We start from the raw sequence: 23,532 nt of genomic DNA on the forward strand, positions 1-23,532 counted from the left end.
GTTTTCTCCCGATCCAAGGTTATAATTATTCGTGACGCCGTAAATTGTCAACGGGGGTTGGCTGATGTTCAATCGAGTAAGCAAACTATCCAAGCAAGCGTTCGTCGCTGACGCGTCACAGACGCGGGGGGACCTCGATGTCGGGTCATTCGAGTCGTCGCTCGCCGACGCCGAAGCGGTGCAGTACGTCCTCGCCAGCGCGGCGGGCATCGAACAGACGACGGCGGATCGCACGACGACCATCGAACCCGGCCCGGACACCGCCGCTTACGCGGTGGTGTCCAACCGGCGCGTCTACTTTCTGCTCGGCGACGACCTCGCCGAACCGGAGTTGACAGTGGACATGGAGCAGATTTCGAACGTAGAGCTGCGGAACGCCCTGCTCTCCACCACACTCGTCTTCTCGACGACGACGGGCACCGTCCGGTTCGTTCCGGCCGACACCGAGACGGCAGAGGTCGTCGTCTCCTACGTCTCACGCGTCGGCAAGGCCTGGGCAGACCTGTTCGAGGCCCTGGAGAAGGCCCACCGGTCGCTCGCGAGCGTCGAATCGGCCATCAAGGCCGGCGAGGACCCGGAGAGCGCCATCCAGCAGACGCGGACACGGCTCTCGAACGCCCACCACTGTGCGACCCACCACGACGACGCGCCGACGGAACTGATGCGGGACCAGATCCAGCCGGTCGAGGACAGGCTCGAGCAGCTCCGCTACGGCTCCCGACTCGATCGGGCGGACGGACTCATCGACGACGCCCGGCGCGCCCAGCGATCCGGGGCGTTCGAGGACGGCGTGGCCGCCGTCGTCGAGGCGACGGCCGTCATCCGCGACGTCGCGTCGGTCCTGCACGACGTCGACGCACCCGGGCTCAGTGACCGGCTGACGTCACAGGCGAACACGCTCGACACCATCGCCCAGGCGCTCCTGAACGAGGCCGAGCGTGCCTGTCACCGTGCCCTCCAGGCCGCAGACGACGCAGCGGCCATCGCTGCTTGGCAGGAGGCGCTCGACCGCTACCGCGAGGCCGCCGCAGCCGGCTGGGACGGCCCCGCGGGGGCGAGCCAGGAGGCCCTGCGTTTCCAGCTGGCCTGGGTCGTCGGCAACCTCGTCGACGCGCTCGTCTCCCGCGCCGACGAGCGGGAGGCCGCCGCCGAGGAGTTCGGCGGGACCGGGTCGGACGCCATCGGACGCTACGAGGAGGCCTGCCGGAATCTTGAGCGCGCCCGCGACCTGGCCGAGGACCATCCGGAACTCGCTGCGGCCCCGCTCGAAGACCGGATCGGCACGCTCGAAGTGAAAATCGAACGCGCCGAGTGGCAGTGGGGCTCAGCCGACTGAGCCGGACGCCGTGACCCACATCGGTCCCGTCGCCGTGGCCGAGCGACGCGTCGACCCGAGCGACGGCGACGGACGCCAGCCCCCGTTTTGTCTCGTCCGGTTCGTCGTGACCAGTGCCGCTCGTGGTCGCCAGTAATCGACTACGCGAATAGCTGCCGCGCCTCGTCCATCGCCTCGATCAGCACGTCGATTTCTTCTCTCGTATTGTAGATGTAGAACGACGCGCGGGCGGAGGCGGCGACGCCCAGTTTGTCGTGGAGGGGCTGCGTGCAGTGGTCGCCGGCGCGGATGGCGACGCCGGAGTCGTTGACGATAGAGGCCAGGTCGTGGGCGTGGACGCTCTCGAGGTTGAACGCGACGAGGCCCGAGCGGTCGTCGCCCGGCGGTCCGTAAATCTCGATATCGTCGAACTCGCTCAGGCGGTCGTAGGCGTACTCGGCCATCGCCTCCTCGTGGCGGCGGACCCGGTCCATGCCGATCTCTTCGAGGTAGTCGACGGCGGCGGCGAGCGCGATGCCCTCGCTGATAGAGGGGGTGCCGGCCTCGAACTTCCAGGGGAGTTCGTTCCAGGTCGAGTCCTCGTAGGTGACCTTCGTGATCATGTCGCCGCCGTAGAGGTACGGCTCCATCGCCTCGAGCACCTCCTCTTTCCCGTACAGCGCGCCGCTACCGGTCGGACCGCACATCTTGTGGCCCGAGAAGGCCAGGAAGTCACAGTCGATCTCCTTCACGTCGACGGGGCGGGTGGGCACCGACTGGGCGCCGTCGACGAACGACAGCGCGTCGTGATCGTGGGCGATGTCGGTGATCTCCGCGACGGGGTTCACGGTACCGAGCGTGTTGGAGACGTGGACGACGCTGACCATCTCGGTGTCGTCGGTGATCAGTTCGCGCGCGGCGTCCATATCCAGGCGCCCCTGGTCGGTGATGGGGATGTACTTCACGTCGGCGCCGGTCTTCTTGCCGATCTGCTGCCAGGTCACCAGCGACGCGTGGTGTTCCATCTCGGTCAGGGCGATCTCGTCGCCGGGACCGAGTTCGTTCAGGCCCCAGGCGTAGGCGACGAGGTTCTCGGCTTCCGTCGTGTTCTTGGTGAAGACGACCTCCTCGCGGCCGTCGGCGCCGACGAAGTCGGCGACGGTGTCGTGGGCTTCCTCGTAGGCGATAGAAGCCTCCTGACTCAACTGGTGGATGCCGCGGTGGACGTTGGCGTTGTAGTTGTAGTAGTAGTCGACGATGGTGTCGACGACCTGCTTCGGCGTCTGGCTCGTCGCCCCGTTGTCGAGGTAGACCAGGGGCTCGCCGCCCACCTCCCGGTCGAGGACGGGAAAGTCCTCGCGGATGGCCGCGACGTCGAGAACGTCGGACTCGGATTGGCTCATTGTATAACTAGTTTTTCTGGATGGCCAACTTTCCTTCGATCCGACCGTCCGTCTCGGCGAGTACGACCGACCCCGACGGGGTGAAAACATGTCATCGAGTCGTGCGGAATCGGGCGCTGGGCGCGATTTAACAGTGATATATTTCGTTGAACGATCGGAATGATTAATTCGTGGTGGGGACGCGTAGGGAACCATGGGGGCTGACGGATCGAGGGGTCAGGAGGTCGTATCGAGTACAGAGCGACAGGCGATACAGTACGATCGCACGAAGACGGACCGGAGCCGGGCGTCGGTCAACGACCGGCCGGGACAGGACCGGCACGAACTGCCGGCGACGATACCCGTCGGCGAGTATCACGCGTACTTCCACCGGAACAGACACCGGGCCAACGAGCGACCGCTCCGGCGCGTCGGCGGGCGGGACCTGGACTGGCTGTCGACCGACCAGTGGCTCGCCTACGAGGTGGACGTCCCCGAGGCCGGGAGCTACGACCTGTCGCTGCGGGTCGCCGCCGAGAGCGCCTTCGGCGGCGGCGACGTCGGCGTCGTCCTGAACGACGACCCGCTCGCGCGACTGGCGTTCGACCCGACGGGGGGCTGGTACAGCTGGGAGGAGATCGGCGAGGAGATAGAGCTACCTGCGGGGGAACACACCATCAGACTGGTCGTCTTCGACGGCGGGTGGAAGCTCGAAGCACTCACGATCGAGTGACGTCGGGGGCGTCACCGTCACTTTCTACGTCGGCATCCACTACGCCGCCAGCGTCCGCCCTGCCGTCCGTATCCGCCGTGCCGTCCGCATCGGTCGCGCCATCCGCCTGCTCCGTGCGCCGGACGTACTCGGCGTGGCGGCGCTGGTACTCTTCGAGGCGGTAGTTGTCCCACGCCAGGTCCGAGAGGAGGTGGGCGTAGAGGACGACGGCGGTGAAAACGGCGAACGACTGGTCCCAGAGCCACAGCGCGGCGACCAGTCCGCCGGCGATGACGACGTGGCTGAACAGCCGCTGGATCGCCCAGAGGTCGTCGTTCGCGAAGATACCCGACGGGTCGGTGAGCGGGAGCAGCGGATTTCGGAGGACGCGGGCGAGCGCCGACCAGTCGCCGCTCACCAGGCGTGCGACGAGGAAGTGGTCGAAGTCGATGCCGACGCCGACGGCGAGGGCCCACCCGATTGCGGCCCACCACGGGACGACGTCCGGGAGCGAGAGGGCCCAGACGCCGACGACGCCGACGGCCAGCGAGATCAGGGCGTGGTCGCGTGAGTACATCTGCCCGGAGAATGCAGCGGCGCGACCGTAAAGTCACATCCAGAGGAGCTGTGCGTGGCGGGTCCCGTCGAGGTCGAGGACGTTCTCCTCCTCCACGAAGCCGTGTTCGACGGCGAGAGCGACGCTGTCGGTGCCGACGAGGTTGGCGACGCTGCACCGCGCGAGGCTGTCGACGACGGTCTGTTCGTCGGCCTCCTCGCCGTCGTAGAACGCCTCGTCGACGGTGAGGGAGACCTTCCCGTTCTCGAAAGTCTCGCCCAGGACGTCGGCGTCGCAGACGGAGACGAGCAGCCCCTCGTCCGTCTCGCGTTCGTTGAGTAGCATCGATCAGCGACCTCCAGGGACGATCACTCGACCAGTTCCTCCTCGGCTCGTTCGCGCATCTCTTCTGCCTCCTCGGCGATCTCCTGGGCGCGGTCGTACTCGCCGACTTCCTCGAGGGCGCGGGCCTTCTCGCCGAGGATCTCGGCGTTGCGAAAGCCCAGGCGAATGGCGTTGTCGAACGCCTCGACGGCGTCCTCCGCGAGGCCACGCTCCAGGAGGAAGAAGCCGCGGTTGTACCAGGCTTCGGCGAAGCGCGGGTCCCGCTCGACGGCGCGCTCGGCGTGCTCCAGGGCCTGCTCGGTCTGGCCGGATTCCCAGAGAGCGTAGGCCAGGTTCGTCTCCGCAGTGGCTGTGTGTTCGCTGCTCGGGGCGCCCTGGCTCGCTCGCTCGGGGTCGCGTTCGGCGTCCTCCTCCTCGGCGATGGCGATGGCCTCCCGGTAGGCGCCGATGGCGGCGTCCCACTCCTCCATCTCGGCGTGGGCCGCGCCCTTGTTCGTCCAGGCCTCCTGTTCGATGGAGAGTCGCTCGGCGAACATCGCGGCCCGCTCGAACGTCTCGGCCGCCTGTTCGTACCGGTTGATCTGGACGTATGAGACGCCGACGCCGAGCAGTTCCTCGGCGTCGACTTCCCCCTTCGAGAGGTTGCGCTCGTCGAGCATGTCCGTGACGACCCGGGAGTCGACCGGGTCCACCTTGTCGGGGTCGACGGACAGCTCCGGCGGGTCCAGGTCGAAGGGGTCGTACGGATCCCCGAAGCCCTGCCCCTCGGAGAACTCGTGGTCGTCGCGCTCTCGGTCAGTCATAGCCTCCGTTTGGCGAGGCGGAGTGTTAAGGGCTACGTCCCGCAGATATGATGTCCGTCGCGGTCGCCCGCAACGATCGGTCGCTCAACTGCCTGAAGAATCGTTCCGCGGTTCGGTCACGCTACTCGAAACAGGGACGGAAGCGCCCCGTCAGTCGGCGCCGTGTCGGGGGACGTGCCCGCAGTCGGTGCACTCCCACGTGCCGACGCGTCGGGCGACCGCGCTCCCGCAGTCGGGACAGGTGTACGTCTCGGTCGTGGTCTGCTGTTGGGTTGCCATTACCGGAGCGAAATCGGTGCGCGACCAAGAGGGTTGTTCTAATATTGCCATTACTGTACTAGCGACATATAATCGCATGGTAGCGGGTATCGACCGGCCCGGGATCTGCCGACTGGCGCGGGATTTTCCCCGGCGGCGCACGCACCCCATGGTATGAGCAAGCGACTGTTCGTCAGCGTCGACCTGGACGGCCTCGCCGAGGAGGTTGCCGCAGTCCAGGAGCTGTTCGCAGATGCGAGCGGACTCAGCTTCACAGACCCCGAGCAGGCCCACGTCACCCTGAAGTTCCTCGGCGACACCGACGGGGGGCGCGTCGACGACCTGGTGAGAGAACTAGAGGTCGCCGTCGCGGACAGCGGCGTCGAGCCCTTCGAGGCGGCGTTCGGCGGCCTCGGCGTCTTCCCATCACTCGACTACATCAGCGTCGTCTGGTTCGGTACCCGAGCGGGTAGCGAGCAGCTCACCGCGCTCCACGAGGCCATCGAAGAACGCACCGTCGCGATGGGGTTCGAACCGGAGGACCACGAGTTCACCCCGCACGTCACGCTCGCGCGGCTGCAACACGCTGGCGGCAAGGAACTCGTCCAGGACGTCGTACAGAACCGCGATCCTGCCGTCGGCACGCTCTCAGTCGACGAGATGCGACTCACCGAGAGCGTGCTCACCGAAGACGGCTCCGAGTACTCGACGGTCGCTTCGATTCCGCTCTGAGGAGCGCCGTGTCAGTTCAGCTCTGCGAACGGAACTGCCGGGCTCCCCGGGAGTACGCGGGTGACCATCCAGTCCAGTCCCGCCGGGTCGACCGGAGCGAGGTCGAGGCGGACGGTACTGCCGACGTCGCGGGCGGCGAGTTTGTCCCTGAGCAGTGGGTCCGCGTAGTCCACCACGTGGAACGCCGTGTCGGTGACCGTCTCGATGACCGTGAGGCCACCGTCGTCGTCGACCGGATCCGCGACCCTGAACGTCCGTCGGCTGCTGATCTGTTTCGTCGTGGCCATGTGAGCGAGGTGTCTGGAAAGCTGTATAAATTTTCCGTGGAAGGTGTGTAAGTAGCATAATGGCATACTAGGACAGGGGCCGCCCTGGTTTAGGACCGCCAAAACAATCAGTTTCGTGATAGTTATGTAGGCGGGCCGGACTACCGTCCAGTATGCCGCTGGTCGAGAATCTGGTGCTCGTGTTCGTGGCGGGGCTGATTACGGCGCTAGCCACCGGGCTCGGAGCGCTCCCATTCTTCGTGGTCGACGACTTCTCAGACAGGTGGAACGTCGCCCTCTGGGGACTCGCCTCGGGAATCATGGTCGCGGCGTCGGTGTTCGGCCTGCTCCGGGAGGGGCTCGCCTACGGGTCGCCGGTCCTGCTCGTCCCCGGGATGGCCGCGGGCGTCGCACTCGTGGTCGGCGGCCACCGCCTCGTCGACGGGATCGAACACAGCCCGAAACAGTACGAGGAGGCCGACTTCCGGAAACTCGTGCTCATCCTGGGCGTGCTGACCGTCCACAGCTTTCCCGAGGGCGTCGCGGTCGGCGTCTCCTTCGGCGAACTCGGGCTGGCCGGGGCCGAGACGGTCGGCGTCCTCGGCTTCGGCCTGCCCGTCCTCGCCGTATTCATGACCGTCGCCATCTCCATCCACAACGTTCCCGAGGGCGTCGCGATATCCATCCCGCTGCGGTCGCTGCACGTCAGCGAGTGGCGCATGGTGTGGTGGGCGGTGTTCTCCTCACTCCCGCAGCCCATCGGTGCCGTCATCGCGTTTTACTTCGTCTCGCTCGCCAAGGAGTTCCTGCCGCTGGGCTTCGGGTTCGCGGCGGGCGCGATGATCTATCTCGTCGCCACGGAGTTCGTCCCCGAGGCACTCGAGCACGGCGCCGACCTCCCCGGAAGGGGCCGTCGCGAACTCGTCGCGGGCGCCCTGGTCGGAGTCCTGATCATGGTCCCCCTCGCGTTCGTCTAGTTGCCTCCATCAGAAGACGCTCCGCTGTTCGACGACTTTCAGGTCGACGAACGCGGACAGGTCCTCACCGTACTCGTCGACACGGTTCTCCAGCCGGTAGTTCGAGTGGTCGACGACGAAGTAGTACGGCCCGGTCGCGTCGAGCGGTTCGCGAGCGCCAGCGTCCTTCGTCGCGGCCTCGTACACGCCCTCGGCGTCGGCCTTCGGGACCGCGGCTTTGCTGAACGAAGCGTGGCCACGTGGCGTCTCCTCGGGTTCGTCTCCGCTAACGAACGCGTCGTAGTGGTCGAACTGCGCCTCGCCGACGAAGAAGTAGACGTCGAAGGCGCGCTGTCTCGACCTGACCGTGTAGGAGACGGCGCCGCCCGGGTCCGAGACGTCCGGCACCTCCCTGACCCAGCCGTCACCCGGTTCGACGCTGATGCTCTCGGTGACGCCCACGACGACGTTGCCGCCGGTCCCGAGACAACCGCTGCCGACCGTTATCGCGCCCACGCCAGCCGTCCGCAGGAACGTCCGTCGTCTCATGTCGATACGCTCTCTGATAGCCCCGCATAACTGTTCGTGGCCTATTCCCGCGGTTGATAACGGTGGTGACGTTCTCCGCCGGTCGGCCAGTGTGGCGGGGCCCGCCCGCCTCCCGCGCCCGCCTCCGGTGAAAAGAACACACATTTATGCCCCGGCACGGAACAGACGGACACTATGAGCAAGAAGTCCAAGGCCAAGAAGCAGCGTCTGGCCAAACTCGACAACCAGAACAGCCGCGTCCCGGCGTGGGTCACCCTCAAGACCGACCGCAACGTCCAGCGCAACCCGAAGCGACGCAACTGGCGCCGTAGCAACACCGACGAATAATGAGCGCGAACGACTTCGAGGAGCGCGTCGTCACCGTCCCGCTCCGCGACGCCAAGGCCGAACCGAAACAGGAGCGTGCCGACCGCGCGATGTCGCTCGTCCGCGAGCACCTCGCCAAGCACTTCTCCGTCGACGGGGACGCCGTCCGACTCGACCCCTCGATCAACGAGGCAGTGTGGGCCCGCGGCCGCTCGAAGCCCCCGAGCAAGCTTCGCGTCCGCGCCGCCCGCTTCGACGAAGAGGGCGAGAGCGTCGTCGAAGCAGAGACCGCGGACTGATACCTTGCTCCGCGCGGTCTTCTCCGGGTCGGCGTACGTCGGTGTATTCGCTCGCGCGACCGACGACTGTCTCCTGGTTCGACCGGACGTCGAGGACGACCTCCGCGAGGACCTGGGCGACGAACTCGATGTTCCCGTCGTCCCGACGACCGTCGCCGGGTCGGGCACCGTCGGCGCCCTCGCGACCGGTAACGAGAACGGCCTGCTCGTCACCAGTCGCGTCACCGAGCGCGAACGCGACCGGATAGCCGACGCCACGGACCTGCCGGTCCACGAACTGCCGGGCCGGATCAACGCCGCCGGCAACGTCGTCTGCTGTAACGACACCGGCGCCTACGTTCACGCCGACCTCTCCCGGGAGGCCGTCCAGGCGGTGAAAGACGCCCTCGACGTCCCCGTCGAGCGCGGCACGCTGGCGACGGTCCAGACCGTCGGCACCGCCGCCGTCGCGAACAACCGGGGCGTCCTCTGTCACCCGAAGTCGACGGACGGCGAACTCGACGCCCTCGAAGACCTGCTCGGCGTGCCCGCCGACATCGGGACGGTCAACTACGGCGGCCCGCTCGTCGGCTCCGGGCTGGTCGCCAACGAGAACGGCTACGTCGTCGGCAACGATACCACCGGCCCGGAACTGGGCCGCATCGACGACGCGCTGGGCTACATCGACTAGACGCGCCGGAATCGATTTCTTCGCCGTTCGTCGTCGCTTTCGTAGCGTAGCGAGGGTCTCGTCACCACGTTCCGCGGAGCCGCGAAAGAGGCGGAGACGGAAGATACTTCCCGCTATGACTCGCACCCGCAGACATGAGTGAGTTTACTGTGACGGGTTCGTTCAAGGCCCGCGACGGTTGGCAGGACTTCGAGAAGACGATCGAGGCACCGAACGAGAACGTGGCCGAGGACCGCGCCTACGCGGAGTTCGGCTCCAAGCACGGGCTCAAGCGCACGCAGGTCGACATCAGTGAGGTGGCGGCATGAGCCTCGGTGGTGGCGGCGGCGGCCAGGCCCAGCAGCTCGCCCAGGAGATCGAACAGATCGAGCAGGAGCAGGAGGCCATCGAGAACGAGATCGAGAACCTCCGTGACGAGCAGACGGAGATCGACGAGGCCATCGAGGCTATTCGTACGCTCGACAGCGGCGACACGGTGCAGGTCCCGCTGGGCGGCGACGCCTACCTCCGCGCGGAGATTGCCGACATCGACGAGGTCATCGTCTCCCTCGGCGGCGGCTACGCCGCGGAGCGCGAGGAAGAGGGCGCCATCGACAGCCTCGAGACGAAGAAGGACACCATCGACGAGCGCATCGAGGAACTGCAGTCCCAGGTCGCCGAACTCGAGAGCGAGGCAGAGCAGCTCGAACAGCAGGCCCAGCAGATGCAACAGCAGCAGATGCAGCAGATGATGCAGCAACAGCAGGCCGAGCAGGGCGAGCAGGACGACGAGTAGGGCAGCGATGTTCGACGGACTGAAAGACAAGCTGGGCAGTTTCACGTCCGACGTCGAGGAAGACGTGGACGAGGAGGCGCTCGAGGACGAAGCGGCAGACGCCGAGGCCGAAGACGACCAGCCTGCCGAACCCGAAGCGTCCGCCGAAACGAGTGCCGAGACGGCGGACGGGGAGTCGTCCGGCGACGCTTCCGACGAGGAAGAAGCCAACCAAGTTGGCGAGTCGGCAGTCGAACCCGAGGTCGAGGAAGATGCCGACGAGGAAGACGTAGACGAAGACGAGGACGACGATTCGGGCCGCGGGTTCGCCCAGCGCGCGAAGATCCTCGCGTCGGGCAAGTCCGTCATCGACGAGGAGGATCTAGAGAGTCACCTCGACGACCTCGAACTCGCCCTGCTCTCCAGTGACGTCGAGATGAGCGTCGCCGGCGAGATTCTGGATGGCGTGAAGGAGAACCTGGTCGGCGAGACCCGTCGCCGACTCTCCAGCACGGGCAACCTCGTGCGCGACGCGCTCCGGGAGGCGCTGTTCGACGTGATCAGCGTCGGCCAGTTCGACTTCGAGGAGCGCGTCACCGAGGCCGACAAGCCCGTCGTCATCATGTTCACCGGCGTCAACGGCGTCGGGAAGACGACGACCATCGCCAAGCTCTCGCAGTACCTCGAAGAGCGGGGGCTCTCGTCGGTGCTGGCCAACGGCGACACCTACCGCGCCGGCGCCAACGAACAGCTCCAGAAACACGCCGACAACCTCGACCGGACGCTCATCTCTCACGAGCAGGGCTCCGACCCGGCGGCGGTCATCTACGACGCCGTCGAGTACGCCGAGGCAAACGACGTCGACGTCGTGCTGGGCGACACCGCCGGCCGTCTGCACACCTCCGACGACCTGATGGCCCAGCTGGAGAAAATCGACCGCGTGGTCGGCCCGGACATGACCATCTTCGTCGACGAGGCGGTCGCCGGCCAGGACGCCGTCAACCGCGCTCGCGAGTTCAACGACGCTTCGGCCATCGACGGCGCCATCCTGACGAAGGCCGACGCCGACTCCCAGGGTGGTGCCGCGATTTCGGTCGCCCACGTCACGGGGAAACCCATTCTCTTCCTCGGGACCGGACAGGGCTACGACGACATCGAACGGTTCGACCCCGAGGAGGTCGTGGACCAGCTGTTCGAAGAGTAGGCTGGCGCGGCCGGAGGCCGGGCCAGCTACAGACCGAGCGGCGAACGGAGTGAGGGCAAGGTAGCGGTAATTCTTTCCAGCACCAGTGACGGCCGGGCCCACCGTCTATCGTCTAAGACCGAGGAGCCGTCCGGTACTGGCCAGTAGACTCGTATGTTCCGAGAGCCGGACCCGCAACAACCAGCAATATTCCCCTCCTCGGGGTAGGTGAGGGGCTTTTCGCCGTGACGAGTCGCTTCAATAGCGTACGTGTCAATTGAAGCTACGACATGAGTGAACGTAGTGCACCATCCTGGCGCAGGTGGTCCCCGTGAATTCGGTCGAGCGGTACAAACAGGAGAAACACCCCCTCGACGTCGTCGAGGACGTCAGGGAGTACGCGGAGGATGGGCTGACCTTCGACGAGATAGAGGAGCGCGCGGGCGACGGCGAGTGGGAGCGCCTGAAGTGGGCTGGCATGTACGCCCACGGCCGCCAGCGAGGCTACTTCATGATGCGGACGAAAGTCCCCGGCGGCTATCTCACGCCGGAGCAGGCCGAGGTCATCGGCGAAGTAGCCGAGGAGTACGCTACCGCACCGGAGGAGTACGGCGGCGAGGAACAGAACGACGTCTGGGGCGACGCCTTCCTGGACATCACGACTCGACAGGACATCCAGAAGCACTGGATCGAGGTCGAGGACGTCCCCGAGATCTGGGAGAAGTACGACGAGGTCGGCCTGACGACCATTCAGGGGTGTGGCGACTCGGCGCGCAACGTGCTAGGCTGTCCCGCCGCCGGCCTGGACGACCACGAGTGCTTCGACGCCCAGCCGGTCATCGAGGCCGTCTCGGAGTTCTTCACCGAGAACCGGGAGTACGCCAACCTTCCCCGGAAGTTCAAGATGACCATCACGGGCTGTGCGCACGACTGCGGGCAGTCCCAGATCAACGACGTCGGACTGACGCCGGCGAAACGGGAGATAGAGGGCGAGCCTCACTACGGCTTCCACGTGAAGGTCGGCGGCGGCCTCTCCGACGGTCCGCGCATGGCCTCGCCGCTGGACGTGTTCGTCCTCCCGGAACACGCCGTCGAGTTCTGCCGCGCGGTGGCCCAGACGTTCAAGGAACTGGGCGACCGGAACAATCGCGGCGTCTGCCGGATGCGCTACCTCGTCCAGCAAATGGGACCCGAGAAATTCGAGGAAGCCGTCCGCGACCGCTGCCAGGTCGACCTCCCCACGCGCGGGACGGACCTGACCGAGGGGTATCGGGGCGACCACGTCGGCGTCCACGACCAGAAGGGGGGCGACCTGAAGTACGTCGGCTTCAACGTCATCGCCGGGCGGATGGGCGGCGACGAGTTCGCGGAGGCCGCCCGAGCGGCGAAGGAGTACGGTACTGAGGACGCCTCCATCAGACTGGCGACGGACCAGAACTTCCTCGTCACCCACGTCCCGCCCGAGAACGTCGGCGACCTGCTGAACGAGCCCTTCGCCCGGAAGTACCGGCCCGACCCGGGGCCGTTCTCCCGCGGCGCCGTGGGCTGTACCGGTTCGGAGTTCTGTAACTACGGTATCATCGAGACGAAGAACCGGGTCCGCCGGTGGGCCAAGGCGCTGGACCGGCAGATAGACACGCCCGAGGACCTCGACGTCGTCCGGATGCACATGTCGGGCTGTTCGGCCTCCTGTGCCCAGCCACAGATCGCCGACATCGGCTTCCGCGGCGAGACGGTCAACGTCAACGACCCCGAAGGGACCACGAACGAGGAGGGCGACAACATCGTCGAGGGGATGGACTTCGGCCTCGGCGGGAGCCTCGGCTCGGACAACGAGTTCCTCGACTGGGTCGAGAACGCCGTCCCCGCCGGGAGCGTCATCCCGGCGCTGGAGCAGCTGTTCGACGCCTACGCCGACGAACGCGAGGAAGGGGTTCGCGCGAGCGAAGTGAGTGCGAGCTCGTCAGAGCGTAGCTCTGACGGTGAACGGTTCTACGAGTGGTGCCGCCGGGTCGACAACGACCGCCTGCGCCAGATAATGCAGCGGGCCGACGCCAACGTGGCCGGTGGCGTCGCCCTCGACGAGGAGGGAGGTGTCGCGGATGACTGAAGAGCGTGACGCGAGCGGCGACGGTCGCATGCCGGGAGTCCCGGACGGACCCGGGACCGACCACAGCGACGTGTCGGGTGCCGAAGCGCACGGACACGCCGACGGGGACCACTCACACGGGCACGCACACGACCACGGTGACGGTGAGGAAAGCTGTGGCTGCGGGAGTTCCTGCGGCTGTGGCGAGAGCGAAACCGAGTCGCGAGCCGTGCCGGATGGCGGCGCAGCAGCCGCCAACGTCGACGAGAACGGGAAACTGGGCGACGTCGAGTTCACGAAACCCGCCGAGGGCGTCAGCCAGGACGTCGAGGACGGCCGACCGGACGAAATCGTGAATCCGCCCGATGGCGCCAAGCCGGGGACGCCGTCGTACGGGATTCGCGCGGAGATGAACGACATCGAGACGCCCGCGGACAAGACCTGGTTCATGGAACTGGACGAGGCGGTCATCGACGAGGGCCGCTGTATCCAGTGTGGCACCTGCGTCGCGTCGTGTCCCTCCGACTCCATCGGCATCGGCGACGACGGGCTACCCGAACTGGTGAAGATGTGCACCGGCTGCTCGATGTGCTGGGACTTCTGTCCCCGTGGGGGCTTGCGCTACGAGCGCCAGTGGAAGATCACCGGCGGCGACGACAACGTCAAGGGCGCCGGCGACCCCATCACCGAGTTCTCCGCGAAGGTCGAGGAGGAGTGGCGCGAAGGATCTCAGGACGGCGGGCTCGTGACGAGCGTCCTGATCCACCTGCTGGAGGCCGGTGAGATCGACGGCGCCCTCGTCGCCACGGAGAGCGACGAGGAGCCCTGGAAGGCCGAGTCGTTCCTGGCGACCACGCCGGAGGAACTGATCGACAGCGCCGGGAGCATCTACAACCAGACGATGGCGCTGGGGAACCTGGGGCTGGACCAGTGGGAGCACAAGCTCCCCGACAAGGACCCCGAGGACATGTCCCTGGCGCTGGTGGGGACGCCCTGCGAGATCGAGGGGATCCGCGCCCTGCAGGACTTCGAGTGGGACTACGCCAGCCAGGAGGCCGGCGTCCGTGCCGTCGACTACACGATCGCCCTGATGTGCACGAAGAACTTCAATTACGAGCGGCTGATGGGCGATCAACTCGTAGAGAAACGGGGAATCGACCTCGACGACGTCAGCAAGATGGACGTCCTCGACGGGAAGATGATGGTGTACGACCGGTCTGGCGAACTCATCGTCGACGAGGACGTCGAAGCGTTCCACGGCGCCGCCCTGAAGGGCTGTGACGAGTGCGCCGACTTCACCGGCTACTGCGCGGACCTGACGGTGGGATCGGTCGGGTCCAGCGACGAGTACTCCTCCGTCATCGTTCGAACGGAGCAGGGCCTGGACGCCTGGGAACTGACGAAAGCGGACCTGGATTACCACGACCTGGAGGACCGCGGCGCCGTCGGCGGGCTCCAGTCCTGGGACAAGAAGAAGGCCTTCGACTCCCTAGAGCGCCCGTTCGACCCCGACGCGCCGCGCTTCATCGACTACGCCACCCACGCCGAGAACTACGGAACGGAGCTGAATCCCCACGAGGCCGGACACTGAGCCACGCCATGCCGGTCCGCGTGTCCTCGTGACGGCGGTGGAGAGGTCATCCCCGGTACTCCCGGTACAGGTCGCGACCGACGACACCGATCCCGAAGAAGCCGATCAGAGTCTGCACGAGGTTTCCCAGGACGGGGATCGCCATCGGAACCGCGAGGGCGAGCGCACCGACTCCAGCGGCCTTCCCACCGTACCGGTCTGCTCGCCCCCGGAGCGCGGCCCCGACCCAGACGATCGAGACGGCGTTGCCGACGATACTCACGACCGCGAGGACGAACAGTCCCGGGATGCTGACGATCAACCCGATGATCGTGAGCGCCACGAGAACGAGAGCGATCGGAACGACGATCGCGACGATGAGGCCCCAGCCGAACGCTTCGCCCGGGTCCCGGCGAATCTCCTCGACCATCCTCGTCGCGTAGCGGGGACCGATCAGCACGAGTCCCCCGCCGAAGACGAGGTTGACCACGAAAGCGGTACAGAACCGGATCACGAGTCGGGTCCCGAGACCGAGTTCTGCGCCGGGGTTCGGGGACTGTGCGGCCGCCAGACCGGTGAACGCGAGGAGAACGAGAGCGCTGGCACCTCGTGCGATCGGTCGGATGGAGGGCATCACGCTCGGTCTCTCCGCCCCTCCGCAAATCAGTTTCGAACGATCGAAAGCGCTATCCATCTGCTCGGATACTCGAAAGTGAGTTCCGTTTCGACGGCCGAACGCCCGAGTAGCGGCCCGTTTCGATCGCGTGACACAGACCCCGACTGTCGCTAGCGGGAGCGTCACCGCCGACGCGCGCTGGGCCCAGAATCCACGCGGCGCAGCCACTGACGGACCCCGCAGTTTGGTCGGGTAACTGCGGAGCGACGACGGATCGGCACACCCTAACTCGCGCGTACGTCCCGCCACCGCGAGCTATGCGTGACTTTCCCCACGAACACCGGCCATAACAAAGGGTGATTGCCGGCAACTATCGGGTGCCCTCAGCGTGTCGGTGCGCCCCCACGTGACCCCTCACACGTGTCCCGGGTCGCCACTCGGCGCGTTCGGTCCCGCTGGCGCGACGGTCACTTCCGCGCCGCTTCGACCGCCGCGACGAAGTCGGCGGCCCGCTCGCGGACCCCTTCCATGTCACCCTCCTCGATGGCCTCGTAGTTCACGAGTGCCGACCCCGCGCCGACCGCCATCGCGCCGGCCTCGAAGTAGTCGGCGACGTTGTCCACGGAGACGCCGCCCGTCGGCATGATCGGGACGTCGCCGAGCGGCCCCTGCAGCGCGCCGATGTGGCCCGGTCCGACCGTCGAGGCGGGGAACATCTTCAGGACGTCCGCGCCCGCGGCCATCGCCCGGTCGGCCTCCGTCGGCGTCATGACCCCCGGAACGGAGACGACGCCGGCGCGGTTGCACACCGCCAGCACCTCCTCGTTGACGTTGGGCGCGAGGACGAACTCCGCGCCGGCCTCGACGACGTTCCGGGCCGCCGCGGCGTCCATGACCGTGCCCGCACCGATCACCGCGTCGGTGTCCGCGAGTTCCCGGTCGACCGCCGCGATCATCTCGCTGCACCGCTTGGCGTCGGCGGTCAGTTCCAGCGCCGTGACGCCGCCCTCGTGAATGGCCTTCGCCACGGGGACGATGTCGTCCTCGTCGATTCCGCGAAGTACCGCGACGACGCCGCTCTCGACCAGTTTGTCCTGGACCGCCCGTTTGTTCGTCATGTCTGGTCCTCCGAACGGAGGGGCCAAAAGGATGCCAGTATCGCCGCCAGTGGTGTGCGACCGCTCGTCGTCGCCCGGCCCGGTCCGCAACCGCGCCCCCTCACTTCCCGAATCGTGCGCCTGGAGTGCTGTACGCCAGGTATCCGGAAACTACTTGTAAACTGGTAGAAAACTTCCCGGGCGATGTCCGATACCATCCCACTGGAGGAACTGGCGAGCCTCCCCAGCCTCCACCACCTGCGCGTCTCGCCCGACGGCGACCGGATCGCCTGCTTCTACGACGGCAGCGGTCGCAACGAACTCTGCCTGATCGACCCGGAGACGGGCGATCTGACCCAGGTCAGCGACGGCAACGTCCCGCGGGACGCCAAGTTCCCCATCCAGTGGTCGGCCGACGGCGAGTCGGTGTACTTCCACCGGGACCAGGGCGGCGACGAGCAGAACGACGTCTACGCATTCGACGTCGACGACGGCGAGGCTCGACCGATCGTCGAGAACGACGGCCAGACGTTCCTCGTCGACGTCGCCAGCGACGGCCGTCGATTGCTCTACACGACGGACGCCGGCGACCAGATGAACCTCTACCTGTACGACCGTGAGACCGGCGCGTCGACGCAACTGACCCGATACGACCGGCCGGTGTACGGTGGGCAGTTCTCCCCCGACGACGACCGCGTCGCGTACGTGACGAACGAACGCGACGACCTGGAGAACCGCGACGCCTACGTCGCCAGCCTGGCGCCGACAGTCGGGGACAGGTCCACCGTCGGGGACGGTTCCACCGACGGTGACACCGCCGACGGCTTCGAATCCCGCCGCCTCGACGTGAGTAGCGAAGGTCGAGAGACGTGGGTGAGCGACTGGACGCCCGACGGCGACGCGCTGTTGCTCACCGACAACGAGACGAACTTCCAGCGCTGTGGCCTGTACGACCTCGCCACCGACGAGGTGACCTGGCTGGGCGACGCCGCGGCCGACGAGACGGGTCACTTCGCCCACCCCGACGGGTACGTCTTCGCAGAACGGACGACCGAGGGGACCCAGCGACTCGTCGTCTACGACCGCGACGGCACCGAACTCGCGACGCCGTTCACCGACGGCGTCGCCTGGTCGGAGGGCGGTCGCCGGGCCGGTGTCTTCCCCGACGGGAGCGTCCTCACCGGGCAAAACACGCCGACGACGCGGGACACCTACTATCGGTACGACCCGGCCGCCGACGAGGCGACCGTCCTCAGGGAACCCGAGTACGGCGACGTCGACCCGGGCGCGTTCGTCGACGCCGAGTACGTCACCTACGAGTCGACCGACGGCACCGACGTCGGGGCCGTGCTCTACGACAGCGGCGCGCGCCCGTCGCCGGTCGTCGTCGCCGTCCACGGCGGCCCCCGGTACGACGTCAAGAAGGGGTTCGACGAGCGGACGCAGTTCCTGGTCGACCGCGGCTACTCGGTGCTGTGGCCGAACTTCCGGGGCTCGACCGGCCGCGGCCGGGAGTTCAAGAATGCCATCCACGGGGACTGGGGCGGGCAGGAGCAGGCGGACGTCGCCGCCGGCGCGCGCTGGATCGCCGAGAAGGAGTGGGTCGACGGGGACAACCTGGCCGTCTTCGGCGGGTCCTTCGGCGGCTACTCGGCGTACTGGCAACTGGTCCGGTACTCCGACCTCTGGGACGCCGGCATCGCGTCGGTCGGGATCACGGACCTCCCGGCGCTGTTCGAGGAGTCGATGGCGCACTTCAAGACGAACCTGCGCGAGCAGATGGGCGACCCGGACGAGAACGCCACCCTCTGGCGCGAGCGCAGTCCGATCACCCACGTCGAGGACATCGAGGCACCGCTCCTGATGCTCCACGGCGTCAACGACCCGCGCTGTCCGGTCTCACAGGCCCGAGGGTTCCGCGACGCGCTCGAGGAGCGCCGCGGCTGGACCGAGGGCGAGGAGTTCGAGTACCGCGAACTCGGGGGCGAGGGGCACGCCTCGACCGACGTCGACTACAAGATCCGCGTCTTCCGCGAACTCGCCGACTTCCTCGACGAGCGGTTCCCCGCAGAGTGAGTCACGGGTCGCCGGTCACCCGTGTCGACGCTCAGCCGTCTTCGCCGTCGTACGCCAGCGCCGGGTCCGTCCGCGGTGACCCGGTTCCGAGCACGACCACCTCGTCGTCGGCGTCGGCCGGATTGAACGCCCGGTGTGGGTTCCCGGGCTCGACGACGAACACCTCGTCTTCGCCGACCTCGAATTCGCCGTCCGGCGTCTCGACGTAAAGCGTCCCGGAGAGCACGTAGAAGGCCTCCTCGCGCTGCTCGTGGTAGTGGTAGGTCCGGGGTAACTGCTCGCCGGGTTCGATGGCATAACGCGCGAGGTGGAGCAGGTTCAGGTCGGCGGCGTCGGAGACGGCCCGGCGGTCGCAGGGGTAGTCCGCGAGCGAATCGAGGTCGTCCGGGTCGACGTGGTGGTAGGGCATGGTGGCGGTGGTCGCGGGACGACCGTAATACCCACTCTTCCGGCCCGCGACGGGAAAACAGCTTACTCGTGGATCGGCTCCTCGAAGAGGCGGTCCCCGGTCTCCTCGCAGGTGACGGCGACGACCTCGTAGGAGCTACAGCAGGACTCCACGGTCTCCTGGCCGAACTCGATGCCGCCCTCGGCGGTGGGACACTCCTCGAGGAAGAGCCGGAGGCCGTTCAGCAGGCTCCCCTTCTCGCGGGTCGAGAGGGCCTCCCAGTCCGGCAGCCGGCTCCGAAGCACTGCCGCGCCCGCGGCGTCGGCGATCATCGCCGCCTCGGAGGGCCACTGACCGATGCGACCGTCGCCGTCCGTCAGCACGCGGCCGTCGTCGAACTCTTCGATTTCGCTCTCCTCGACGTCGAGGTCGAACTGAGCCACCAGCCGCTCGGCAAGGTCCGTGGATTCCTCGCCGTCGAAATCCGCCATCGCGTCGTCCCACGATCGCTTGAACTCCTCGGTCAGGCACAGGTCCTCGCCGTCCTCGCACGCTTCGAGCGCCCCGGCGTTCGACAGGACGATCTCCGGGTCCAGGGCGCCCGCTTCGTCGCGTGCAGCCTCGACCACGCCGCCGTTCGTCGCGGACTCGGCGGTGCTGGTGCCGTCGCCGTTCGGGACGGCAGCAGCACCAGCGTCCCGTGGAGTCGCCTCGTCACTGTCGAGGCCGGCGCCGAGACCGCTCGGGGCCGGTCCGACCGGTTCCTTCCCGAACAGTCGGAGGACGTCGTCCGGGAGGTACCGCTTCGTGAGTGTGGGCGTCCCGGGGACGAGGTAACCACGGAGGTAGATCAGGACCACCGAGGCCACGAAGACGCCGGCGCCGGCCTTCCGGGACCGGCGGCCGGCCACCGCGGCGGCGACGACGGCGATGAGGAGGTTGACGCCCGTGCACGGCATGCAGCGATTCTCACCGGTGTACTCCGGTTGTTTCAGCTCGTCGATCATCTTGATCCAAGTATGGTAGCCAGTTATATGTGTTTTAGGCTTCACGACCGGCGGTGGTCGGTAGCCCGCATCTCGTCGACGGGGTCGCGGACTGCAGCGGGATACCGACCCGGTGGGAACCGGATCGGAACGGCTCCGGCCCGACAAAAAGGCTTTACCGCCGCCACAGCGTACCACGCGACAACAATGGTACTCGACGATCTGGGGAGTTCGCTGCGGGGGACCCTCGACAACCTCCGCGGGAAGTCCCGCATCTCCGAGGAGGACATCGAGGACATCGTCAAGGAGATTCAGCGGTCGCTCCTGCAGGCGGACGTCGACGTCTCGCTCGTCCAGGAGCTGTCGGACAACATCAAGACGCGCGCGCTCGACGAGGAGCCGCCGGGGGGAACCTCGCCCCGGGACTGGGTGCTCCGCATCGTCTACGAGGAACTCGTCGACCTGGTCGGCGAGTCCACCGAACTGCCTCTCGAAGAGCAGACGATCATGCTCGCCGGCCTCCAGGGGTCGGGGAAGACGACGACGGCGGCGAAGATGGCGTGGTGGTTCTCGAAGAAGGGTCTCCGACCCGCAGTCATCCAGACCGACACCTTCCGCCCGGGCGCCTACGACCAGGCCAAGCAGATGGCCGAGCGCGCCGAGGTGGAGTTCTACGGCGACCCCGACGAGGAGGACCCCGTCAAGATCGCTCGCGAGGGGCTGGAAGCGACCGCGGACGCCGACGTCCAGATCGTCGACACCGCCGGTCGGCACGCCCTGGAGGACGACCTGATCGACGAACTCGAACAGATCGACCGGACGGTCGAGCCGGACCACTCGCTGCTCGTGCTCGACGCCGCCATCGGCCAGGGCGCCAAGGACCAGGCCCAGAAGTTCGAGGACGCCATCGCCGAGGGCGTCGACGGCGTCGTCATCACCAAACTCGACGGGACGGCGAAAGGTGGTGGTGCGCTGGCCGCCGTCAACGAGACGGACTCCACTATCGCCTTCCTCGGGGCCGGCGAGACGGTCAAGGACATCGAGCGTTTCGAGCCCTCGGGGTTCATCTCGCGCCTGCTCGGCATGGGCGACCTCAAGCAACTCACCGAGCGCGTCGAGCGCGCGATGGAGGAGACCGGGGCCGAGGACGAGGACTGGGACCCCGAGGACATGCTGGAGGGCCAGTTCACCCTCAAGGACATGCGCAAGCAGATGGAGACGATGAACAAGATGGGGCCGCTCGACCAGGTGATGGACATGATTCCGGGTCTGGGCGGCGGGCTGATGGACCAGCTCCCCGACGACGCCATGGACGTCACCCAGGAGCGCATGCGCGACTTCGAGGTCGTCATGGACTCGATGACCGAGGAGGAACTGGAGAACCCCCGCGTCGTCGGCCAGAGTCGCACCGAACGGATCGCGAAGGGGTCGGGCAAGCCCGAGGAGCGCATCCGCGAACTGCTCCAGCAGCACAAACAGATGGAGCAGATGCTCAAGCAGTTCCAGGGCATGGGCGACGGCGACATGGAACGGATGATGCAGCAGATGCAGGGCGGTGGCGGCGGTGGCGGCGGCATGGGCGGGATGGGCGGCGGCGGCAACCCCTTCGGCGACTGAGTTCGTCGGTCGAACGGTGCGCTTTCTGCGGTCTGGACCGACCTCTCCGCCGCAACACTAATGCCCGGTTTCGCCGTTTCGACGGGTGAGGCGACTATTTCCGATGACTGACGCCGTCGACGACGTCGAATTTCTCGCCCGGTCGGAGAACCGGGTCACCGTGCTGGACTCGCTCCGGGAGGGGCCGGCGACCCGGGCGGCCCTTCAGGATCGCCTCGGAATCGATCGGGTCACCCTCGGACGGATTCTGGCGTCCTTCGAGGACCGGGAGTGGGTGGGGACCGACGGCAAGCGCTACGCCACGACGTTTCTCGGGGACCTCGTCGCCGACCGGTTCGGCGGGTTCCGGTCGTTCGTGGCGACGGCGCGGGACCTCCGCGCCCTCGTCGGGACGGTGCCGCTCGCCGAACTCGGGTTCCCGGTCGACCGGCTCGCGGACGCGACGGTGACGACGGCCGGCGAGGGCGACCCCTACGCCCCCGTTCGGCAGTTCATGGAGTGCGTGCGCGATTCGGACTCGCTGTCGGGCTACGACACGACGACGATAGCGCCCATCTACGTCGACGAGATCCGCGAGGAGATACTGGGTGGGATGACCACGGAGATCGTCTACCGCCCGCCGGTGATCGACCAGATCGTCTCGGACTACCGCGAGGCGGTCGCCGGTGCGGTCGAGAGCGGTCACCTGACGCTGTGGGTCGCCGAGGATCTCCCGTGCGGCCTCGCGATATTCGACGACCGGGTCGGCATCGGCGCCTACGACGACGAGACGGGGATGCTGGAGGTGTTCGTCGAGAGCGACGACCCCGCAATCAGGGAGTGGGCCACGGAGAGTTTCGCGACCGTCCGCGAGTCGGCGACGTCGCTGTCCGCGTGGCTCGACGGCCCGCTCTGATCGTCCACGGACCGCTCGACGTTCACGGCGTGAACGCCGTTCGTGTCATGAACAGATACTGTTATATCCGCACTCGACTTTCCGAACTACGTTAGCCGATCTACGGCCCTAATCCGGTTTAAGGCCGAGATTCGGCGGTTTCACATGAGCGAATGCACCTACCGACGTGGAGAGGTATCAACATCTAGCTACGAAACCGGCGGGGTTGCGTCGCCGGTCAGCGGGTCGACACGGACGACGTCTATCGGGGTCGGTCGGTGATGCGAGGACGCCTCCTCGTCGGAGCGGTCGCCGTCCTGATCGTCCTCGCAGGGTGTACCGGCAGCGGCCCGCCGTCGGAGGCCCCCGTCGTGTCTGCCGACGGTTCGTCCGGCGAGAGCGCGGGCGCGTCAGGGACCACCGCCGACGAAGGCGACGGAACGAACGAAGATACGGTCGCCGCCCAGTGGGAGCGATTCTCCTTCGAAGAGGGCGAGTTCTACCGCTACCGCGTGAACGACGTCCGGAACGGCGAGACCGCGACGTTGACGTGGGACATCGTCGCCGTCGACGGGAGCGAAGTGACCGCAGACGTCACGCTCGACGACGGCAACCGGTCCTACACCAGAACGGTGACGGGCGAGAACGCGACGATCCTCTGGGACCTCCGGAACGTCGACTACGAGAGCGACGACGCCGACGCCGCTATCCGGACGGTCGGCTACCTCACCCTGGGCCCCTTCAACGCGATGACGGCCTACTACGAGCACCGCGAGCTCGAAGTCGGTAACAGCTGGCGGCTTTCGGGGACCCCGGAGGCCGGTTACATGACCGCCAACGTCGAGGGCCGGAACAGCTACGCCGGCCTGGAGTGCTACGAGACCGCGATCCGGGTGCCCGACGGCGAGGAGTGGGCCGACAGCGACTCCTACGAGTTCGAGTCTTGCATCGCGCCCGACGCGAGCCTCGCGCTCCGCACGGCCTACTACGACGGCGAGACGGGCGAGATGACTGTCGAGATCGTCCTGGAGGAGTACCGGAGCGGGTGAGCCAGCGGCGAGAGAGACCGCACTGGCGGCTGGTGGCCGTCGGTGCGTGCGAGAACAGTCCGCGGCGTCCAACCGGACGCTCGC

Annotated in this window: 27 protein-coding genes; 16 read left to right on the plus strand and 11 right to left on the minus strand. The window is 67.1% G+C overall.

Features of this window, described 5'->3' with window-relative positions; all coding sequences use genetic code 11:
- The first annotated feature begins 64 nt into the window (after positions 1 to 64).
- Positions 65 to 1,336 carry a hypothetical protein gene (locus AC5FRV_RS18480; RefSeq protein ID WP_493562561.1) on the plus strand — a complete coding sequence of 424 codons (1,272 nt, stop codon included), beginning with the start codon at positions 65 to 67 and terminating at the stop codon, positions 1,334 to 1,336.
- Between the two features lie 140 nt (positions 1,337 to 1,476).
- Here the strand turns inward: AC5FRV_RS18480 and AC5FRV_RS18485 are convergent, their stop codons facing one another.
- Positions 1,477 to 2,718: an aminotransferase class V-fold PLP-dependent enzyme gene (locus AC5FRV_RS18485; protein ID WP_493562562.1), complete on the minus strand. Its 1,242-nt coding sequence runs from the start codon at positions 2,716 to 2,718 to the stop codon at positions 1,477 to 1,479.
- Between the two features lie 193 nt (positions 2,719 to 2,911).
- On the opposite strand from AC5FRV_RS18485, the gene AC5FRV_RS18490 reads away from it, so the two are divergent.
- A complete protein-coding gene (locus AC5FRV_RS18490; protein ID WP_493562563.1) occupies positions 2,912 to 3,430 on the plus strand; it encodes a carbohydrate-binding protein in 519 nt (172 codons plus the stop codon).
- Here the strand turns inward: AC5FRV_RS18490 and AC5FRV_RS18495 are convergent.
- The 4 genes from AC5FRV_RS18495 to AC5FRV_RS18510 all read right to left on the minus strand — a co-directional run bounded on the left by AC5FRV_RS18495 (position 3,417) and on the right by AC5FRV_RS18510 (position 5,392).
- Positions 3,417 to 3,986 carry a hypothetical protein gene (locus AC5FRV_RS18495; protein ID WP_493562564.1) on the minus strand — a complete coding sequence of 190 codons (570 nt, stop codon included), beginning with the start codon at positions 3,984 to 3,986 and terminating at the stop codon, positions 3,417 to 3,419. The genes AC5FRV_RS18490 and AC5FRV_RS18495 overlap by 14 nt on opposite strands.
- A 33-nt stretch (positions 3,987 to 4,019) precedes the next feature.
- Positions 4,020 to 4,310: a DUF424 domain-containing protein gene (locus AC5FRV_RS18500; RefSeq protein WP_493562565.1), complete on the minus strand. Its 291-nt coding sequence runs from the start codon at positions 4,308 to 4,310 to the stop codon at positions 4,020 to 4,022.
- Between the two features lie 23 nt (positions 4,311 to 4,333).
- A complete protein-coding gene (locus AC5FRV_RS18505) occupies positions 4,334 to 5,113 on the minus strand; it encodes a tetratricopeptide repeat protein (protein ID WP_493562566.1) in 780 nt (259 codons plus the stop codon).
- Between the two features lie 150 nt (positions 5,114 to 5,263).
- On the minus strand, positions 5,264 to 5,392 hold the full coding sequence (locus AC5FRV_RS18510) for a hypothetical protein (protein WP_493562567.1): 129 nt from the start codon (positions 5,390 to 5,392) through the stop codon (positions 5,264 to 5,266).
- 153 nt (positions 5,393 to 5,545) lie between these two features.
- On the opposite strand from AC5FRV_RS18510, the gene thpR reads away from it, so the two are divergent.
- Positions 5,546 to 6,103 carry an RNA 2',3'-cyclic phosphodiesterase gene (gene thpR, locus AC5FRV_RS18515; protein ID WP_493562568.1) on the plus strand — a complete coding sequence of 186 codons (558 nt, stop codon included), beginning with the start codon at positions 5,546 to 5,548 and terminating at the stop codon, positions 6,101 to 6,103.
- A gap of 11 nt (positions 6,104 to 6,114) precedes the next feature.
- Here the strand turns inward: thpR and AC5FRV_RS18520 are convergent, their stop codons facing one another.
- The gene (locus tag AC5FRV_RS18520) at positions 6,115 to 6,390 is read right to left on the minus strand and encodes a DUF7999 family protein (protein ID WP_493562569.1); all 276 of its coding nucleotides are present in this window, start codon (positions 6,388 to 6,390) and stop codon (positions 6,115 to 6,117) included.
- Positions 6,391 to 6,542: 152 nt separating this feature from the next.
- Between AC5FRV_RS18520 and AC5FRV_RS18525 the strand changes: the two genes are divergently transcribed.
- Positions 6,543 to 7,346, plus strand: coding sequence for a ZIP family metal transporter (locus AC5FRV_RS18525; RefSeq protein WP_493562570.1), 804 nt, complete (start codon positions 6,543 to 6,545; stop codon positions 7,344 to 7,346).
- Positions 7,347 to 7,355: 9 nt separating this feature from the next.
- On the opposite strand, the gene AC5FRV_RS18530 is transcribed toward AC5FRV_RS18525, so the two are convergent.
- The gene (locus AC5FRV_RS18530; RefSeq protein WP_493562571.1) at positions 7,356 to 7,874 is read right to left on the minus strand and encodes a hypothetical protein; all 519 of its coding nucleotides are present in this window, start codon (positions 7,872 to 7,874) and stop codon (positions 7,356 to 7,358) included.
- Between the two features lie 174 nt (positions 7,875 to 8,048).
- Between AC5FRV_RS18530 and AC5FRV_RS18535 the strand changes: the two genes are divergently transcribed.
- From AC5FRV_RS18535 to AC5FRV_RS18570, 8 genes are all read left to right on the plus strand, one after another.
- Positions 8,049 to 8,201 carry a 50S ribosomal protein L39e gene (locus AC5FRV_RS18535; protein WP_089813783.1) on the plus strand — a complete coding sequence of 51 codons (153 nt, stop codon included), beginning with the start codon at positions 8,049 to 8,051 and terminating at the stop codon, positions 8,199 to 8,201.
- On the plus strand, positions 8,201 to 8,479 hold the full coding sequence (locus tag AC5FRV_RS18540) for a 50S ribosomal protein L31e (RefSeq protein WP_493562572.1): 279 nt from the start codon (positions 8,201 to 8,203) through the stop codon (positions 8,477 to 8,479). Before AC5FRV_RS18535 ends, AC5FRV_RS18540 begins: the two co-directional genes overlap by 1 nt.
- A gap of 4 nt (positions 8,480 to 8,483) precedes the next feature.
- Positions 8,484 to 9,149, plus strand: coding sequence for a translation initiation factor IF-6 (locus AC5FRV_RS18545; RefSeq protein ID WP_493562573.1), 666 nt, complete (start codon positions 8,484 to 8,486; stop codon positions 9,147 to 9,149).
- A 134-nt stretch (positions 9,150 to 9,283) separates the two neighbouring features.
- Positions 9,284 to 9,457, plus strand: a complete 174-nt coding sequence (gene rpl18a, locus AC5FRV_RS18550) for a 50S ribosomal protein L18Ae (RefSeq protein ID WP_493562574.1) — start codon at positions 9,284 to 9,286, stop codon at positions 9,455 to 9,457.
- Complete coding sequence (pfdA, locus tag AC5FRV_RS18555; RefSeq protein ID WP_493562575.1) at positions 9,454 to 9,924, plus strand: prefoldin subunit alpha; 471 nt, start codon at positions 9,454 to 9,456, stop codon at positions 9,922 to 9,924. The genes rpl18a and pfdA overlap by 4 nt, the downstream gene beginning before the upstream one ends.
- 7 nt (positions 9,925 to 9,931) lie before the next feature.
- Complete coding sequence (gene ftsY / locus AC5FRV_RS18560; RefSeq protein ID WP_493562576.1) at positions 9,932 to 11,107, plus strand: signal recognition particle-docking protein FtsY; 1,176 nt, start codon at positions 9,932 to 9,934, stop codon at positions 11,105 to 11,107.
- 310 nt (positions 11,108 to 11,417) lie between these two features.
- A complete protein-coding gene (locus AC5FRV_RS18565; protein WP_493562577.1) occupies positions 11,418 to 13,196 on the plus strand; it encodes a nitrite/sulfite reductase in 1,779 nt (592 codons plus the stop codon).
- Positions 13,189 to 14,766: a Coenzyme F420 hydrogenase/dehydrogenase, beta subunit C-terminal domain gene (locus AC5FRV_RS18570; RefSeq protein WP_493562578.1), complete on the plus strand. Its 1,578-nt coding sequence runs from the start codon at positions 13,189 to 13,191 to the stop codon at positions 14,764 to 14,766. The genes AC5FRV_RS18565 and AC5FRV_RS18570 overlap by 8 nt, the downstream gene beginning before the upstream one ends.
- 46 nt (positions 14,767 to 14,812) lie before the next feature.
- Here AC5FRV_RS18570 and AC5FRV_RS18575 read toward each other — a convergent pair whose 3' ends face one another.
- Positions 14,813 to 15,379 (minus strand): DUF8173 domain-containing protein, encoded by a 567-nt coding sequence (locus tag AC5FRV_RS18575; RefSeq protein WP_493562579.1) that lies wholly within the window; start codon positions 15,377 to 15,379, stop codon positions 14,813 to 14,815.
- 449 nt (positions 15,380 to 15,828) lie between these two features.
- A complete protein-coding gene (locus tag AC5FRV_RS18580; RefSeq protein WP_493562580.1) occupies positions 15,829 to 16,479 on the minus strand; it encodes a bifunctional 4-hydroxy-2-oxoglutarate aldolase/2-dehydro-3-deoxy-phosphogluconate aldolase in 651 nt (216 codons plus the stop codon).
- Between the two features lie 183 nt (positions 16,480 to 16,662).
- On the opposite strand from AC5FRV_RS18580, the gene AC5FRV_RS18585 reads away from it, so the two are divergent.
- Positions 16,663 to 18,534, plus strand: coding sequence for a S9 family peptidase (locus AC5FRV_RS18585; protein ID WP_493562581.1), 1,872 nt, complete (start codon positions 16,663 to 16,665; stop codon positions 18,532 to 18,534).
- Between the two features lie 31 nt (positions 18,535 to 18,565).
- Here AC5FRV_RS18585 and AC5FRV_RS18590 read toward each other — a convergent pair whose 3' ends face one another.
- Together AC5FRV_RS18590 and AC5FRV_RS18595 are read right to left on the minus strand one after the other, a co-directional pair.
- Positions 18,566 to 18,943, minus strand: a complete 378-nt coding sequence (locus AC5FRV_RS18590; protein ID WP_493562582.1) for a cupin domain-containing protein — start codon at positions 18,941 to 18,943, stop codon at positions 18,566 to 18,568.
- Positions 18,944 to 19,005: 62 nt separating this feature from the next.
- Positions 19,006 to 19,929, minus strand: a complete 924-nt coding sequence (locus AC5FRV_RS18595; RefSeq protein WP_493562583.1) for a DUF8054 domain-containing protein — start codon at positions 19,927 to 19,929, stop codon at positions 19,006 to 19,008.
- A 186-nt stretch (positions 19,930 to 20,115) separates the two neighbouring features.
- On the opposite strand from AC5FRV_RS18595, the gene AC5FRV_RS18600 reads away from it, so the two are divergent.
- The 3 genes from AC5FRV_RS18600 to AC5FRV_RS18610 all read left to right on the plus strand — a co-directional run bounded on the left by AC5FRV_RS18600 (position 20,116) and on the right by AC5FRV_RS18610 (position 23,448).
- Positions 20,116 to 21,525, plus strand: coding sequence for a signal recognition particle protein Srp54 (locus AC5FRV_RS18600; protein WP_493562584.1), 1,410 nt, complete (start codon positions 20,116 to 20,118; stop codon positions 21,523 to 21,525).
- 103 nt (positions 21,526 to 21,628) lie between these two features.
- Positions 21,629 to 22,420: a helix-turn-helix transcriptional regulator gene (locus AC5FRV_RS18605; protein WP_493562585.1), complete on the plus strand. Its 792-nt coding sequence runs from the start codon at positions 21,629 to 21,631 to the stop codon at positions 22,418 to 22,420.
- A 260-nt stretch (positions 22,421 to 22,680) separates the two neighbouring features.
- On the plus strand, positions 22,681 to 23,448 hold the full coding sequence (locus tag AC5FRV_RS18610; protein ID WP_493562586.1) for a hypothetical protein: 768 nt from the start codon (positions 22,681 to 22,683) through the stop codon (positions 23,446 to 23,448).
- Positions 23,449 to 23,532: the final 84 nt, after the last annotated feature.

The sequence above is a fragment of the Halomicrobium sp. HArcel3 genome (assembly GCF_058933135.1).